Annotated in this window: 12 protein-coding genes; 11 read left to right on the top strand and 1 reads right to left on the bottom strand. The window is 52.6% G+C overall.

Annotated elements, in window-relative coordinates; genetic code table 11:
- Positions 1–127: 127 nt before the first annotated feature.
- Positions 128–1,189 (bottom strand): LCP family protein, encoded by a 1,062-nt coding sequence (locus tag DFP97_RS00925; protein WP_114378095.1) that lies wholly within the window; start codon positions 1,187–1,189, stop codon positions 128–130.
- A 273-nt stretch (positions 1,190–1,462) separates the two neighbouring features.
- Here DFP97_RS00925 and DFP97_RS00930 point away from each other — a divergent pair, with 273 nt between their 5' ends.
- From DFP97_RS00930 to DFP97_RS31105, 11 genes are all read left to right on the top strand, one after another.
- On the top strand, positions 1,463–2,488 hold the full coding sequence (locus DFP97_RS00930; RefSeq protein WP_114378096.1) for an ABC transporter ATP-binding protein: 1,026 nt from the start codon (positions 1,463–1,465) through the stop codon (positions 2,486–2,488).
- A complete protein-coding gene (locus DFP97_RS00935; protein ID WP_114378097.1) occupies positions 2,485–3,279 on the top strand; it encodes an ABC transporter permease in 795 nt (264 codons plus the stop codon). The genes DFP97_RS00930 and DFP97_RS00935 overlap by 4 nt, the downstream gene beginning before the upstream one ends.
- An 8-nt stretch (positions 3,280–3,287) precedes the next feature.
- Positions 3,288–4,079, top strand: a complete 792-nt coding sequence (locus tag DFP97_RS00940; protein ID WP_114378324.1) for an ABC transporter permease — start codon at positions 3,288–3,290, stop codon at positions 4,077–4,079.
- 32 nt (positions 4,080–4,111) lie between these two features.
- The gene (gene bcp, locus DFP97_RS00945; protein WP_245975801.1) at positions 4,112–4,609 is read left to right on the top strand and encodes a thioredoxin-dependent thiol peroxidase; all 498 of its coding nucleotides are present in this window, start codon (positions 4,112–4,114) and stop codon (positions 4,607–4,609) included.
- A gap of 244 nt (positions 4,610–4,853) precedes the next feature.
- A complete protein-coding gene (locus DFP97_RS00955) occupies positions 4,854–5,855 on the top strand; it encodes a methionine ABC transporter ATP-binding protein (protein WP_114378100.1) in 1,002 nt (333 codons plus the stop codon).
- Complete coding sequence (locus tag DFP97_RS00960; RefSeq protein WP_220271113.1) at positions 5,852–6,532, top strand: methionine ABC transporter permease; 681 nt, start codon at positions 5,852–5,854, stop codon at positions 6,530–6,532. Before DFP97_RS00955 ends, DFP97_RS00960 begins: the two co-directional genes overlap by 4 nt.
- 33 nt (positions 6,533–6,565) lie before the next feature.
- Entirely contained in the window at positions 6,566–7,420 is an 855-nt protein-coding gene (locus DFP97_RS00965) for a MetQ/NlpA family ABC transporter substrate-binding protein (protein WP_114378101.1), read from the top strand.
- Between the two features lie 509 nt (positions 7,421–7,929).
- Entirely contained in the window at positions 7,930–9,252 is a 1,323-nt protein-coding gene (locus DFP97_RS00970; protein ID WP_114378102.1) for a polysaccharide deacetylase family protein, read from the top strand.
- An 89-nt stretch (positions 9,253–9,341) separates the two neighbouring features.
- Positions 9,342–10,373, top strand: a complete 1,032-nt coding sequence (locus DFP97_RS00975; protein WP_114378103.1) for an AAA family ATPase — start codon at positions 9,342–9,344, stop codon at positions 10,371–10,373.
- The gene (locus DFP97_RS00980; protein ID WP_114378104.1) at positions 10,319–11,929 is read left to right on the top strand and encodes a DUF58 domain-containing protein; all 1,611 of its coding nucleotides are present in this window, start codon (positions 10,319–10,321) and stop codon (positions 11,927–11,929) included. Before DFP97_RS00975 ends, DFP97_RS00980 begins: the two co-directional genes overlap by 55 nt.
- Complete coding sequence (locus DFP97_RS31105) at positions 11,916–14,975, top strand: transglutaminase-like domain-containing protein (RefSeq protein ID WP_245975803.1); 3,060 nt, start codon at positions 11,916–11,918, stop codon at positions 14,973–14,975. The genes DFP97_RS00980 and DFP97_RS31105 overlap by 14 nt, the downstream gene beginning before the upstream one ends.
- The last annotated feature ends 110 nt before the right edge of the window (positions 14,976–15,085 follow it).

The following is a 15,085-nucleotide window of genomic DNA, read 5'->3' on the forward strand; positions in this document are numbered from 1 at the left end:
GTGCTTATTTATTTTAAATTGTTAATTTATTTCCTTAGCTAAGGAATTGAATTCTTGGACCGCCTAACCGGGTAAAAGGGCAACAAAATACACGCAACAAGCGTGAGCTGTTGCGTGTAGCTGTAACCTATTGCTGTTCCTCGTCCACGGCTGAGTCATCCGGGCTATCATTCATCGAACCGTCAGTCCCGGTTACTGTGTCCGTTGGCTCAGGGACGGTTTCGTCGGATTGGAGCGTCATTTGTACGTACTCGCGCAGATCGTCTTCGTCGCTTATTCCGATGACGGAAGCGCCGCCGACGCGATCCTCGGCGATCAATTCCATTGGCGGAATTTGTGTAGTGCCGGCCACATGGCTTTTAACGCCAAGCTGACCTAGCTGCAGCATGTCCCTTACGCTCAAATTCATATCCACGTAGGGCTGAACGCTTTCGAGTATTTTTTTCATGCGGATAATGTTCCATGTCGACTGCAGCTCTTTGGAAACCGCCTGCAGGAAGTTGCGCTGACGCTCCGTACGGGTGAAATCGCTCATGGCATCATGGCGGAAGCGCACATACTGGAGCGCCTTGTCGCCATCGAGCAGCTGATAACCTTTTTTGAGATCAATATCGTACCGGTTGCCGTCCGCATTATCCGTATATTGCATATCCTTCTCGACGTCAAAGTAAATGCCGCCAATCGTATCGATCAGCGCTTTGAATCCTTCAAAGTCGGTGTATACATAATATTGAATATCAAGACCGAGCAGGTCACCAACCGTTTGCATAGCAAGCGGATAATTGCCTAACGCTAATGCCGTATTGATCCGTCCGCGGCCATGGCCCTCGATATCAACATACGTATCCCGAAGGACAGAGAAGAGGTGGGCTTTTTTCGTAACGGGATCAAATGAAGCTACTAATATAGAGTCAGATCTTGCCGTTTGACCCTCGTCTAAGCCGCGGGCATCACCGCCGAGCAGCAAAATGTTTACTCGTTCGGTACCTTCCCATTCGGGAATAGGAACAGGTGAGGCTTCGGGATTATCGTTTGTTGCTGTTTCATTTTTTGAATTATCGAAGTTATCTAGTGCATTATATACGCCAACGCTCCAGTAAATCGCAAACGCGACAGCCGCGCCCAGGATGACTGAGAGACTGATAAAAAACCATTTCCATCGCCTTTTCTTATTCTTCTGTGTACGCATTTCGTTAGTAGTGCTCCTTTCATGGACTGAATGATACTTTGTAATAAAAAGAAGGAAATTCACATGTAAGCAACGGCTCCTATACCACAGCAAATGACTGATCTCCCAGAGAAGGATGACGGTGTCGTTTACGCTAGGCGTTAACTAATGTATGATTACATATCATAAAATTATAAAGCTGAACGGCGCCTAGAATCAAGTTTTATCGTTTTTGGTAAAAAAAGATCGCTATTTCCTAGGAAATGTCGAAGTGAGAGGAGCTTCAATTACCAGATGTTAGCCATTGATGTGAAGGATTTACGCAAGCAATTCAATGTCCAAAAAAACCGTGAAGGCTTATCCGGCGCGCTCAAGGATTTATTTAAGCGTGAATATAACGAAGTTACGGCGGTTAAAGATATATCGTTTCAAATTCCGGAAGGAGAAATTTGCGGCTATATCGGAGAGAACGGAGCCGGCAAGTCGACAACGATTAAAATGCTGACGGGCATTTTGGTTCCAACATCGGGCCATATCAAGGTTAACGGCTTCATTCCTTACAAGGACCGCGAGAAGTTTGTCGGCGGCATCGGCGTCGTTTTCGGACAACGCTCCCAGCTATGGTGGGATATCGGCGTTATCGAATCCTTCCAGCTGCTGCGCAAAGTGTATCGCGTATCGGAGCAGGACTTCCGCAAGCGCCTGAATGAGCTCGTCGAGCGTCTTCAGCTTGGTGATCTGTTGAACCGTCCCGTTCGTAAGCTAAGCTTAGGTCAACGGATGCGCTGCGAGCTCGTTGCCTCGCTGCTTCATAACCCTTCGATCCTATTTCTCGATGAGCCGACGATTGGCCTCGATATCGTTGTGAAGACGGAGATTCGTGACTTCCTCATGCAGATGAACAAGGAGCAGGGAACGACGATATTGCTGACGACGCATGATCTTCAAGATATCGAGGCGCTTTGCTCACGTGTTATCATGCTCGATGACGGTCGCATTATTTATGACGGCGGTCTCGATGAGCTGAAAAACCGGTGGAGCAAGGGACGTGAAATTCAGTTCCAATTCGCAAGACACACGCCGATTGAGAAGCTGAAGCAATTAACCGAATCATTAGATGTAACGTGGACGCCGGAAAATGATGTAACCGCAAAAATGTGGCTGCCGCATGCGGTCAACGTATCCGACGCGCTGGCTCGCGTTGTAGGCGGAGTGGAAATACGCGACATCAAAATTTTCGAGACGAATACAGACGATATTGTCCGCGGAATTTACCAATCGGGCTCCGCTGCCGTTTCGAAGGAGACGTCCCAGTCATGATGAGCGCCTATATCGATTTTATTCGGATCCGCTTTCTCATGATGCTTGCTTACCGCGTTAATTATTACAGCGGCATTATTATTTATGCCATTAACATCGGCGCGTATTATTTTCTGTGGCAAGCGATCTACGGTGACAAGGAAACGTTGGCTGGTTTTACCGTGAACCAAATGACGACCTACGTCGCGGTATCGTGGATGGCGCGCGCGTTTTATTTTAATAATCTGGACCGTGAAATTGCGAATGAAATTCGAGACGGCAGCGTTGCGGTGCAGTTGATAAGACCTTATTCGTATTTGCTTGTAAAAATGATGCAAGGCTTCGGAGAAGGACTATTCCGGATGCTGCTGTTTATGGTTCCGGGGATGATTATCGTCTGCCTCATTTTCCCGGTTACGCTGCCGACGGAACCGATGACCTGGCTTATTTATCTAGTTATGCTGTTTTTCAGCTTTCTTATTAATTCTCAAATTAATATTTTGACCGGGCTGTTCGCCTTTTTCGTTGAAAATAATGAAGGCATGATGCGCATGAAGCGCGTGATGGTGGACTTATTCTCAGGCGTTGTCGTGCCGATCGCCTTTTTCCCGGGCTGGCTGTCCGCCATTATGCAGTGGCTGCCGTTTCAAGCGATTACGTATTTGCCAAGCTCCGTATTTACGGGGCGGACGCCGGACAGCGAGATTGGACAGGTGTTTGGCCTGCAGGTGATATGGTTCATTGGATTGCTGGTGCCGATCTGGTGGACGTGGCGCGCCGCCCGCAGACGGCTGTTCGTGCAGGGGGGGTAATCGAGATGATGAGATATGCATCGTTGTTCTGGGAATACATTAAAAATTACGCAAAGACGAGGCTGACTTACCGGGCGGATTTCTGGATCGAGGTGCTTTCGGACCTCTTGTTCCAGGGGATGAACCTTATATTTATATTGATCGTGTTCCAGCATACGCCGTCGCTCGGCGGCTGGTCGGAGGCCGAGGTCGTGTTCGTATACGGCTTCTTCATGGTTCCGTTCGGTGTGTTCAGCACCTTCTTCAGCATCTGGAATTTCAGCGAGCGTTACATTGTAAAGGGCGAGATGGACCGCGTCCTTACAAGGCCGGCGCATAGCTTATATCAGGTGCTGCTCGAAAATGTGGATCCGCCTTCGCTCATCGGTTCCTTTGTTGGTGCTATTATAATGGCGCTCTGCTGGACGCAATTGGACCTGCCGTTCCACCTGCTTGACGTTCTGATGCTTATAGTACTCGTACTTGGCGCAGTGCTGATATACGCAGGGCTGTATACGGCGCTAAGTGCCATCTCGTTTTATTCGGATGCGCCGACCGGCATCGTGCCGCTTATGTATAACATTCAAAACTACGGCCGTTATCCGGTTAACATTTATAACAAAATGATTCGATTCGTGCTGACATGGCTGCTGCCGTTCGCATTCGTCGGGGTTATTCCGGCATCCTATTTCCTCGAGAAAAAGGCGGATGACCTGTCACGAATGGCGATGATGACGCCTGTCATGGGCATCATTGTTTTCTCGCTTGGTTTGGCGCTCTGGAATCACGGGGTAAAAAAATATCGCGGAGCGGGCTCGTAAACCCGCCAATTCACATCTGGGATGAGATAGTAATGGAGGTAAATATGACACAGCCGCAAGTGGGTGAGATGGCACCGGATTTCGTTTTGCCGGCATCGAACGGGGAGAACGTTTCATTAAGCGATTACCGTGGGCGCAACGTCGTTATTTATTTTTATCCAAGGGACATGACGCCGACGTGTACGCAGCAATCTTGTGATTTCCGGGATGCGAATGCGGAAATGCTTAAGCATAACACGGTTATCCTTGGGATCAGCACCGATACTGTGAAGTCGCATCAACGCTTTATTGAGAAAAAAGAGCTGCCGTTCCTGCTTCTCTCCGATACGGAGAGGACGGTATGTGAGCAATATGGTGTTTGGCAGCTCAAGAAGCTGTATGGCAAGGAGTATATGGGCATTGTCCGTTCGACTTTTCTAATCGATGCGGCAGGGAAGCTCGTCCGCGAATGGCGTAAGGTGAAGATTAAGGGCCATACGCAGCAGGTGCTTGAAGCGGTGGAGCAGTTGCAGGCAGAGACGGTGAACTGATTCTCAAAAAATGATGAAAGCAAAGAAGCGTATTCAGCTGCTCCGGCTGAATACGCTTCTTGCCGCTTCTGCTGCTGGTGCAAGAGTAAAATATTGGGGGCAGGAAACAATAGGAGGGTCTATTTTATCGGCCATTATGCTAATATCGTTTACTCGCAAAGCAAAATGGTTAATATTATCCATTGACATACTGCTAGTACATTTATACAATATGGTTTTGTTTGACCGATAGGGGGTTATACAACTGATCAAGCTACATAACATCAGAAAGTCTTACCGTCTAGGCTCGGTTTCGGTAGAAGCGGTTCGGGACGTTAGTTTGACGGTTCAAAAGGGTGAAATATTCGGTATTATCGGCCATTCGGGCGCGGGGAAAAGCACGCTGCTGCGCTGCGTCAATCTGCTCGAGAAGCCTACATCGGGAACGGTGACGGTAGGCGATGTGGAGCTGACCGGATTGTCGGAACGGCAGCTGCAAAATCAGCGGCGGCGCATCGGGATGATATTTCAGCATTTTAATTTACTTTCCATGTCTACGGTTCGCGATAATATCGCCTTTCCGCTCGTGCTGGCGAAGCTGTCGAAGTTCGAGGTGAGTAAGCGGGTGGACGAGCTTCTTAAGCTTGTTCAGCTGGAGCAGCATGCAGATAAATATCCGGCGCAGCTGTCAGGCGGACAAAAGCAGCGGGTCGGCATTGCCCGCGCGCTTGCGAACAATCCTGACGTGCTGTTATGCGATGAGGCAACGTCTGCGCTTGATCCGCAAACGACGAATTCGATATTAGCTTTATTGCTCGATATTAATGCGAAGCTGGGCATTACGATATTGCTCATTACCCACGAAATGAATGTTATCCGCTCCATTTGCGATCGCGTAGCTGTCATTGACCAGGGTGAAATTGTCGAGATGGGCGAAGTGCTTCATGTATTTCTGAAGCCGGAGCATCCGGTGACGCGTGATTTTGTCGCTCAAGTGGCCGACAGCGGAGCAAACGGACAGCTGCTTCACCAGCGGACGGGCCGCCTGCTGCGCATGACGTATATCGGGGATTTGACTTATGAGCCTATTCTTTATAATGCCGTGAAGCCTACGGGTGTACAGTTTGCGATCCTGCAAGGAACGGTCTCGCGAATGAAGCAGACGCCCTACGGTCAACTCATTGTTGAGTTGATCGGAAGCGATTCCGAGGTAGAGAGCGTCATTGCCGTTCTGCGCGATGAAGGACTGGAGGTGGAATCGATATGAGTGGCATAGGCAAAGGCATAGACTTTGAAAATGTTCGTTGGCCGGAAATCTGGGAGGCGACGAATGATACGCTGTTCATGATGGCGGCATCGCTCGTGTTCACGATCCTGTTCGGGTTAATTATCGGCGTCATTTTGTTCCTAACATCGCGCAGACAGCTGCTGCAGCAGCCCATTGTCTATGGCGTGCTTTCCTTAATCGTTAATATACTGCGTTCGGTTCCTTTCATTATTTTGATGATTATGATCATGCCCGTAACCAAGCTAATTACGGGTACGACTCTAGGCGTGGAAGGCTCGATCCCGCCGCTGGTCGTGGCGGCGACGCCTTTCTTCGCGAGGCTGGTGGAAACGTCGCTGCGCGAGGTGGATCGCGGCGTCATTGAAGCGGCGCAGGCGATGGGCGCGTCGAAGTGGGATATTGTCCGGCGCGTCCTGCTGCGCGAGTCGAGGCCGGGACTTCTGGCTGCAGTTACGATAACGGCCGTGACGCTAGTCTCCTATACGGCGATGTCGGGCGTTATCGGCGGAGGCGGACTCGGCGACTTAGCGCTCCGATATGGCTATCAGCGGTTTCAAACCGATGTCATGATAGTAACCGTCGGTTTGCTGATCGTACTCGTTCAAGTGCTGCAAACGGTGGGCGATATACTCGTGCGCCGCTTCAGCAGGAAATAGATTATTAAAAGAAAAACATCAGGAGGAATAATTATGAAGAAGACAAGTTATTTAGTTGTTATGATGATGCTAATGCTAGCTTTAGCGGCATGCGGTCAAGATAAGAATGCCGGAAACAATACGAACGGCGCGGAGGTTAACCAAGGAGCGGGGGAAGAAACCCCTGCTGAGGTAATCTTGAAAGTAGGCGCATCACCGGTGCCGCATGCGAAAATTTTGGAGGTTGTACAGCCTATTCTGAAGGAGCAAGGCGTAAACTTGGAAATCATTGAGTTTAATGATTATGTACAGCCGAATACACAGCTATATGAAAAACAGATAGATGCGAACTTCTTCCAGCATACGCCTTATTTGGATCAGTTTAACAAAGACAAAGGCTACGATCTAGTTAACGTTGCCGGCGTTCACATCGAGCCTTTCGGCGCGTACTCGAAGAAGGTTAAAAAAGCTGAAGAATTGAAGGAAGGCGCTACGGTTGTTATCCCGAACGATCCGTCGAACGGCGGACGCGCGCTTGCACTTATGGCAGCAAACGGATTGATAACGCTGAAGGAAGGCGTTGGCGTAAATGGTACTGTAGCGGACATTACGGAGAACCCGAAGAAGCTTGACATTAAAGAAGTTGAAGCTGCGACGCTGCCGCGCGTATTGGACGAAGTAGATCTGGCGCTGATCAACACCAACTACGCTCTTGAAGCTGATCTTGTGCCGACAACGGATGCCTTGTTTATCGAAGGCAGTGACTCCCCGTACGTGAACATACTCGTTTCCCGTCCGGACAATAAGGACTCCGATGCGATGAAGAAGCTTGCAGAAGCGCTTCGTTCCCCGGAAGTGAAAAAATTTATTGAAGACACTTATAAAGGCGCGATTATTGCTGCATTTTAAGCGCTGAAGCGATAGGAAGAAGCGTCCCTGCCGGTTGGCGGGGGCGCTTTTTTTATTGTTTTAAGTGCTTAGTAGGTTCAATTATTAATGCTAAATAAAATTAGTATGGCTAGAGTACATGAAAATTCGATTTATGTTCGCATGATACTAATCGGCTTGAGAGAAGCTTAGGAGCCAATTTAAGCGTGACAGCGTGGGGGGCAGTATAGTGAGGGGAAACTCACTATTGATGAGGCGAGGCTCATTCATTTTCTGTTGCAGATAGAAGGAGGATTAATTAATGAGGTAAATCTACCTCGCCGTGAAGCGAGCTTCATGGGGAGTGAGGTTTACCTCACTATTTTGGTAGAGGAGTGAAATAGCGCGCTAATTTGTGGTATTTACCTCACAGAATAGTAATGATCCCTCATCAATTAAGAGTGTAAGTCATTTACTAGAAACGCCGCTCATATAATCTACCAGAATGCTTGGCAGTTCATTTTCGGAGGTAGAGAAGGGTGGCAGGGTGGATGCGGCAGATAGTGCAGGCGGCGATTTGTGTGATGTTCGTGTGGTTTGGCATGTTTGATCTGGGAGGCTGGGCGGTTTATAAGGGTGAAGCGGCAAGAGAGGCAGAGGCCGTTCCGGCTTCGATGCATTCTGCTTCCGTTTCCTATTATGAAGCGCAGCCGCTGTTAACCGAGCCGGTATCCTATGAATCTGGCAAAGAGCTGGAGCGGGAGAAGCCTGTTGTGAAGGCAGCCGCTCTTCCAAACGATAGAGCCGAAGCGCTGTCGCAAGAATCGAATCAAAAGGTAGTTTATTTGACGTTCGATGACGGCCCGAGTAAAAACACGGAGCATGTGCTTAGCCTTTTGAAGAAGGAAGGCATAAAAGCGACGTTCTTCGTGCTTGGGGAGCATGTGCTGGAGCAGCCGAAAATCGCCAAACGGATCGCACGGGAAGGTCATTCGATCGGCAATCATACCTTTAATCATAAATATGAGAGATTATACGGCAGCTTTACCGAGTTTGCGGATCAAGTGATGAAAACCGATGAAGCGATCTACCGGACGACGGGCGTAAGAACGACGTTGTTTCGGGCGCCTGGCGGAACGCACAGCAATTTTGACCAAGGATATTTCGATGCGATGGCTGCGGCCGGCTATCAGGTGCATGACTGGAATGTGGACAGCGGAGATTCGAAGCGGCGCGGCGTACCGGCCTCCGAGATTATCGCAACGGTGAAGGGCTCCAAGCTTGCCGATAAGCTTATCGTGCTGCTGCATGACAGCGCCGGGCATGAAGAGTCGGTAAAGGCGCTGCCTGCTATTATTAAATACTATAAAAGCAAAGGGTATTCTTTTGCCCCTTTAACGGATAAAGTCGAGCCTATTCAATTCACAGTGGCCAAAAAACTGAAGTGGAGCAGGGAGAAGGTTACGGAGTCGCAAAGGGCGAAGCTGGCGCATTTTTCGGAGGCGCTGGGCCGCAGCAGCCGCCAGGCGCAAGCTGAGCAAAAGGAGCCTGTCCTTATTTTGCATCGCGGCGAGGAACGGCTGGAGCTTCAGCCGGCGGAATACGGAGTGAGCAAGGGGGCTATCGAGGTTTCGCTGCTGAAGCTGACGGAATGGATCGGCGGAACCGCGGAGACGGATTTGGATAATGGCGTTATTGAAGCCTATATGAATGGAAACCGCTTGCTTTGGTTGACGGGTCTGGCTGACAGGCCGTCCAATCAGCCTGCCGGGCAGATCGTGGTTCCGGTTCGTGAGACATTGAAAAAATTCGGTATCGGAATTACAAGCTTCGTATATAACGATGAGCAGCGTGAAATATGGATAACGGAGTAGAGGAAAGGGTTTCTAGCAGGTCTAAATAGAGTGAAAGCTGGGGACACTGAAAAATAGATAGATTTATTTTTCAGGAGGCGAATTATTAGATGATTTCTCCCCAATTTTCAGAGGATGCAAAAGAAGAACGTTATAGCCATTGGCCGGAAGCTCCGCAGGTGCTGCTGCACCGTTTACTAGTAAAGGTAGAGAGCGTATTGCTAGGCAAGCAGCAAGTTATTAAACATACTCTAACAGCACTGCTGGCGGGAGGCCATGTACTGCTGGAGGACGTCCCCGGCGTCGGGAAAACGCTGCTTGCGCAAGCATTCGCCCGTGCGGTCGGCGGAGATTTCAAACGAATCCAGTTTACATCCGACATGCTGCCTGCAGATATTGTAGGCGGAGTCGTGCTCGATACGCGTACGAGCGAGCTTGTCTATCGTCCCGGTCCGATCATGGGCAACGTCGTATTGGCGGATGAAATCAACCGCACGTCGCCGCGCACCCAGTCTGCCTTGCTTGAGGCGATGGAAGAGAAGCGTGTCACTGTAGAGGGTAAAACCCGCAAGCTGCCGGTTCCGTTCATGCTGATCGCAACGCAGAACCCGCTGAGCTTCGAAGGAACGAACACGCTGCCGGAAGCGCAGCTGGACCGTTTCATGATGCGGCTTACGATCGGGTATCCCGGATCGGCGGAAGAGAAGCGGATGCTGGAGCAATATGCTGACGGCAACCGGGTAGAACCGGAACGGCTGCGTCCCGTTATCGCAACGGAGGAATGGCTGCAGATGCAGGCGGAAGCCAGGCAGACGCATATGCATCCGGTACTGCTCGACTATATGGTTCAGGTTGCTGAAGCTACGCGCCGCGCGCCGGAGGTGCTGTTAGGGCTTAGTCCGCGCGCCCTGCGTGACTGGTTAAGGGCGTCGCAGGCAAATGCCTATATGGAAGGCCGCGGTTATGCGGTGCCTGATGATTTGCTGACAACGGCTGACGCTGTTTTGCCGCATCGATTATCGCTCCGGTACAGCGCGGCTGCTACCGGCGCCGACGCGGTGAATGTGATTAGGCGGACGATTCGGGAATGTCCGTTTCCTGCAGCATTAGGGAGCGGTTTTGGAAGCGGGAAACGCCGATGAATGCCTATTTTCAAGACGGATTACTGGAAGATAACGAAGGTGAGCTGCAGAGCATACAGCCAGAGGGACAGCGTGATTCGCAGAGCTTGGATGGTGCTGATCACGAAAGCGTGCATAACGCGGCCCCGCGGCATGTAAATCGGAAGGGGGCTTCGGACCCTGCAAATGTGGGAAACGAAGGTATCTACCGCACGAGATGGTTGGCCTGGTCGGCAATCGCGGTTGGCTGGGCATTCGGCTTAGCTGCCGTGCTGCTGCGCGGCGGCGCGGTAGAATGGTTTTTGACCAGCGTACTCAGCATGATTATTGTCATAAGCGGAATAGCGCCGGCTATTGCGGCAGCCAGCTTGACTGCCGTACGTAAGTTGACGCGTCAGGAAACGGTGGAAGGCGGGAAGATTGAGGTTCAGTTAACGTTGAAGCGCTCCTACATCGTTCCGCTTGTTTGGCTGGCTTTACGGGATGAAACGGTTAACGAAAGCTCGGCTGCTGATCAGCGAATCAGCTATCGAACGGTTTTCGCTCCGCAGCTTCGGAAAGAGGCAACGATACACTATACCTTAAACAAGCTGCGGCGGGGTCGGCATCCGTTTGGTCCCGTTTCGGTTACGATTGGAGATTGGCTCGGTTTAACGGCTATTCATAAACGGGTCGAGTGCGAAGCAGCGTTTGTCGTGCTGCCTGGTTTACCGCATGCTGAGCTTATGGATGCTGCGGAACGAGTTGGCGGTTACGCCGCTTCAAAGCAGAATTTGTCCCCGGCCGCCGTTTCTTTCGACCATCGGGGAGAGGAAGGGCGCCAGGAAATAGCAGCCGCAGTGCGGGCTGCGGGCATAGGACCGGACAGCCGTCCTTATCGGGAGGGCGATTCACTGCGCCACTTGGATTGGAGAAGCGCTGCCAAAGGGAGGAGCTTACAAACGAAGGTCTTTCCGCTGGAGCAGCCTGCCCAAACATTTATCGCCGTAGATACGGCCGCTTCCGCCTATGACCGCGATGATCGATTGTTCGACGCGTGTATCGGCTGGGCATCGCATGCCGTGCGGCAGGCAGCTGCTTTGGGCAGCGCCGTTACGCTGCTCGCAGGACAAGGAGCAGCAGCCGTGAAGTCGCAAGCAGAGACGATTAAAGGGATTCAGCAAGAATCTAATGAGCCATTCCGGATGATCCATTCGTCTTTGAATGGGGATCTGAATGCTGGTGTATCAGACATGCTGCATGAAATGGCTTTGCTGCGGGCGGATGGAAAAGAAGCATTGACAGGCAGTCTCGTTGACGGATGCAACCGGCTTATGCGCGGCGGTACGATCCTTGTGTTTACTGCCGATTGGAGAGGCGGAAGAAGCTGGGGAGAGCTGGCAGGCTATTCGGCGGAACGGGGCTGCAGGCTGGAGCTGTTCATTGTTACGCGAAGCAGTGTGCCATCCTTCGCTATGCGCGAGCAGCAAAAATGGCTGGAGAGCGGCGGCGTCAAGGTGACGTGGCTGCATGTCCCTGCAGGCATGAATGTGCTTCCATTCGCTGAGGAAGGAGGGGACGTGCATGACTACGCATAAGGATGAGAGTTCAGCTAAGAGGAATAAAGCGGTGAGACATGATCTCGGCAGTATGCACGTTCAAGGACTGCAGCGAAGTGAGTCGGCCGATGATTCGATTGCTTATCGGTTTGTCACAAGTCTCTTGCTGTTTGGTCTGCTGGCCGAATGGCTGCTGCCTTGGGTCAATGCAGGCGAGTGGTCGGTTATTTATCATCCGGAGCCATTGCTCCTCGTTATTGGCTGCATCATAATGGCAGGTCTCTTTCGTATACCGCTGGCAGTTACGTTGTTTTTAAATATCGTACTCTGTGTACTGAGCTTGATGTGGTTGTACAAAGGGTCAAATCAGAGCGAGCTGCAGTGGTTGATCGGTTTCCCGGCTATGCTGAAGGAGCATGTGCTTCTGATCATGGAAAATGGTCTGTGGGCCATGTCCGGAGAGCTGCGGACCTTGTTGTTGTTTATAGGCTGGGCGATGCTTGCCCCTGCCCTTCAATCGCTTTTATGGATGCGTCAGAATGCGCTCGGCCTGGCAGGCCTTACGGTCATTTATTTAATTACGCTTCATGTATGGCTTGGCTTAGATGTTATGAGCGGTTTGATGCGGACTGTCGCGGAGGGACTGCTGCTTGGTGCTATCGTTTCTGTGCCGCGGGTACAGCGGATTTTTGAAAGCGGAGCCGGCAAGCTGAAGGGGCTGGACATGCGCTGGGTGGCGGGATCGGTTTTTGTCGTGCTGACCATACTTGGCTGCGGGCTGTTGTTTGCGAACGGGCGGGAAACTTCTATGCCGCCGGCGGGCTGGACAACGTCAATAACAGATCGTTTGGAAAATGCCATGAGCTCTCTTAGCCATAACGAGGGAGCTGTCACCGTAATGCGGCAAACCGGAATGGCTCGCTTGGGAAGCGCAATGACCGGCTACGGCTTTGATGATAGGGAGTTAGGCGGGCCGGTTCGAAAGGATAATAACGTTATTTTTACGGGCAGTTCTGAGGTTGAGGCTTACTGGCGGGGAGAATCAAAGCGTCTATACGATGGGCGCGGCTGGAGCGAAGCTTGGAGCAGCCCGGTGCTGCTGCCGGTTCGCGCTTCCGATGGAGCAGCGCAGGCAGCAGCTGACGCAGGCGCAGGCGGCTTGAAGCTCGGACCGGTCATTCGTCAAACGGTTGTATGGACGAATCCTACGGCGGCGATGCCGTTGTTCACATCCGGGTTATACGGACGAGTGACTGATTTTGTAGCGGCTGATCCGCGCAGGAAGCTGGGCAGCTTTGTATACAATGCGGAGACCAGTTCCTTGTATGCGCAGTCCGAAACGACAAAAGTGGAGCGATATACGGTGGAAAGCGTGCTGCCGGTTACGGATGGAGCTCAGCTGCGTGCATTAGCCGGCGATACGAACGGTAAAACGGTCTCGGGTGAGGGAGCTCATGGGGCAGGCGAGGCAATCAAGCAGACAGGGGAGGGAGCTCAGCAGGCAGAAGAGGCAATCAAGCAGACAGGGGAGGGAGCTCAGCAGGCAGAAGAGGCAATCAAGCAGACAGGGGAGGGAGCTCAGCAGGCAGAAGAGGGAATCAAGCAGACAGGCAAAGGAATTCAGCAGGCAGACGAGGGAGTTCAGAAGAATGGCGAGGGAGTTCAGCGGGCAGACGAAATTGCTGTTGAAGAGCTAAAAGCGGAGCTTGAGCCGTACTTGCAGCTGCCGGATTCTCTTCCTGGCCGGGTTGTGGCTTTAGCTTCAGAGATTGCAGGCGGCGGGGTAACCAGCCGGTATGATCAGGTAAAGGCTATTGAGGATTATTTGCGAGAAAGCTATACCTATACGTTAGAGGACAGCGCGGTGCCGCCGAAAGGCGCCGATTTCGTCGATTACTTCTTGTTTGAGCAGCGCAAAGGCTACTGCGTGCATTTCTCGTCGGCGATGGTTGTGCTGCTGCGCACGCAAGGCATTCCTGCAAGATGGGTGAAGGGCTTCACGTCCGGCACGCCGGCTCAGGAAAGCTCGTCAGTTGAAGGCGCAGCTGGTGAGAGCGGGAGTGAACAAGGGAGCTCAAAGCTTGTAAACTACGAGGTGCGCGGATCTGATGCGCATGCGTGGGTTGAGGTTTATTTCCCAGGCGCAGGCTGGGTGCCTTTTGATCCGACGCCGGGATTTAGCGGCGTCGTCAATGTCGCGTCCGCCGCTTCGTTGGGCGGCGCGGCTGATGCTCCCGCGACCGAAACAACGGGAGCAGGTTTGGCAGGCGAAGCGGGCGAAGCCGGCGGAGCTGGTGCCGGCGGCGAGGCAGGCTTTGCTGGCCTCGCCCGGTGGTTTGAGGCGGCGGCAGAGCAAGCCGCCTCAGCAGTAGCGCGAGGGGCAGACGCCCTCGCGCAGGCGGCGCAGAGCGCCGCCAAGGGCGCAGCGGCGGCATCGCCCGCCGCTGTAGGCGCCGCAGGCGCGGCCGCGCTAGCGTTCGCGGCCGCGGCCATTGCTGCGGCGCAGCGCCAGCGGCTGCGCCTTGCGCTGGCGCTGCGCCGCTATGGCGCGGCACACGCCGACGTCGCAAGGCTCGTCGGCGCAGCCGCGCCAGCTGCCGGCGGCGCAAGCGATGCGCCGCGCCGCAGCAGCTCTGATCCGTCACAGATTCATGTGACGGATCAACATGGCCCGCAAGGCGCACATTCGCGCTTGCGAATGACCGTCGCGGACGAGGAGCTTGCGCCGCGACACTTCAAAGCACGCGGGCGCGGGCATACATCCGCGCCGCGCGACGCGAATGCGCATCTGCGCGCCAGCTTTATCGCTGTCGCTGCTGCGCTTGCGCCGCTGCTGCATCGCCGCTTCGGCGTACACGCGCCCAGTCTAACGGCGCGTGAATACGCAGCGGCTGCAGAGCCGGCGCTCGCGGCAGAGCAGCAGGATGCACTCCGCCGCCTTACAACCTGGATCGAGGAGGCTGAGTTCAGCCCTCCAGGCCAGTGGACGGGCGCACCAACGCCGTCTGCGCTCCGCAACGTTCTGCGAGTGCTGGACAAACGGCCGCTCCACAAAGCAAAGCCGTCGTCCGCGCTGCAACCATAGGAGCAGGGTAATCACGCATTAATGCTTAATCACCAAAAAATTATTCAAGCCGCTAAACGCACCATTGTTGCACAATAAGCACGAATTCACACATACTGTCTTCACACACT

It is taken from the genome of Paenibacillus prosopidis (assembly GCF_003337375.1).
GTDB classification, from domain to species: Bacteria; Bacillota; Bacilli; order Paenibacillales; family Paenibacillaceae; genus Pristimantibacillus; species Pristimantibacillus prosopidis.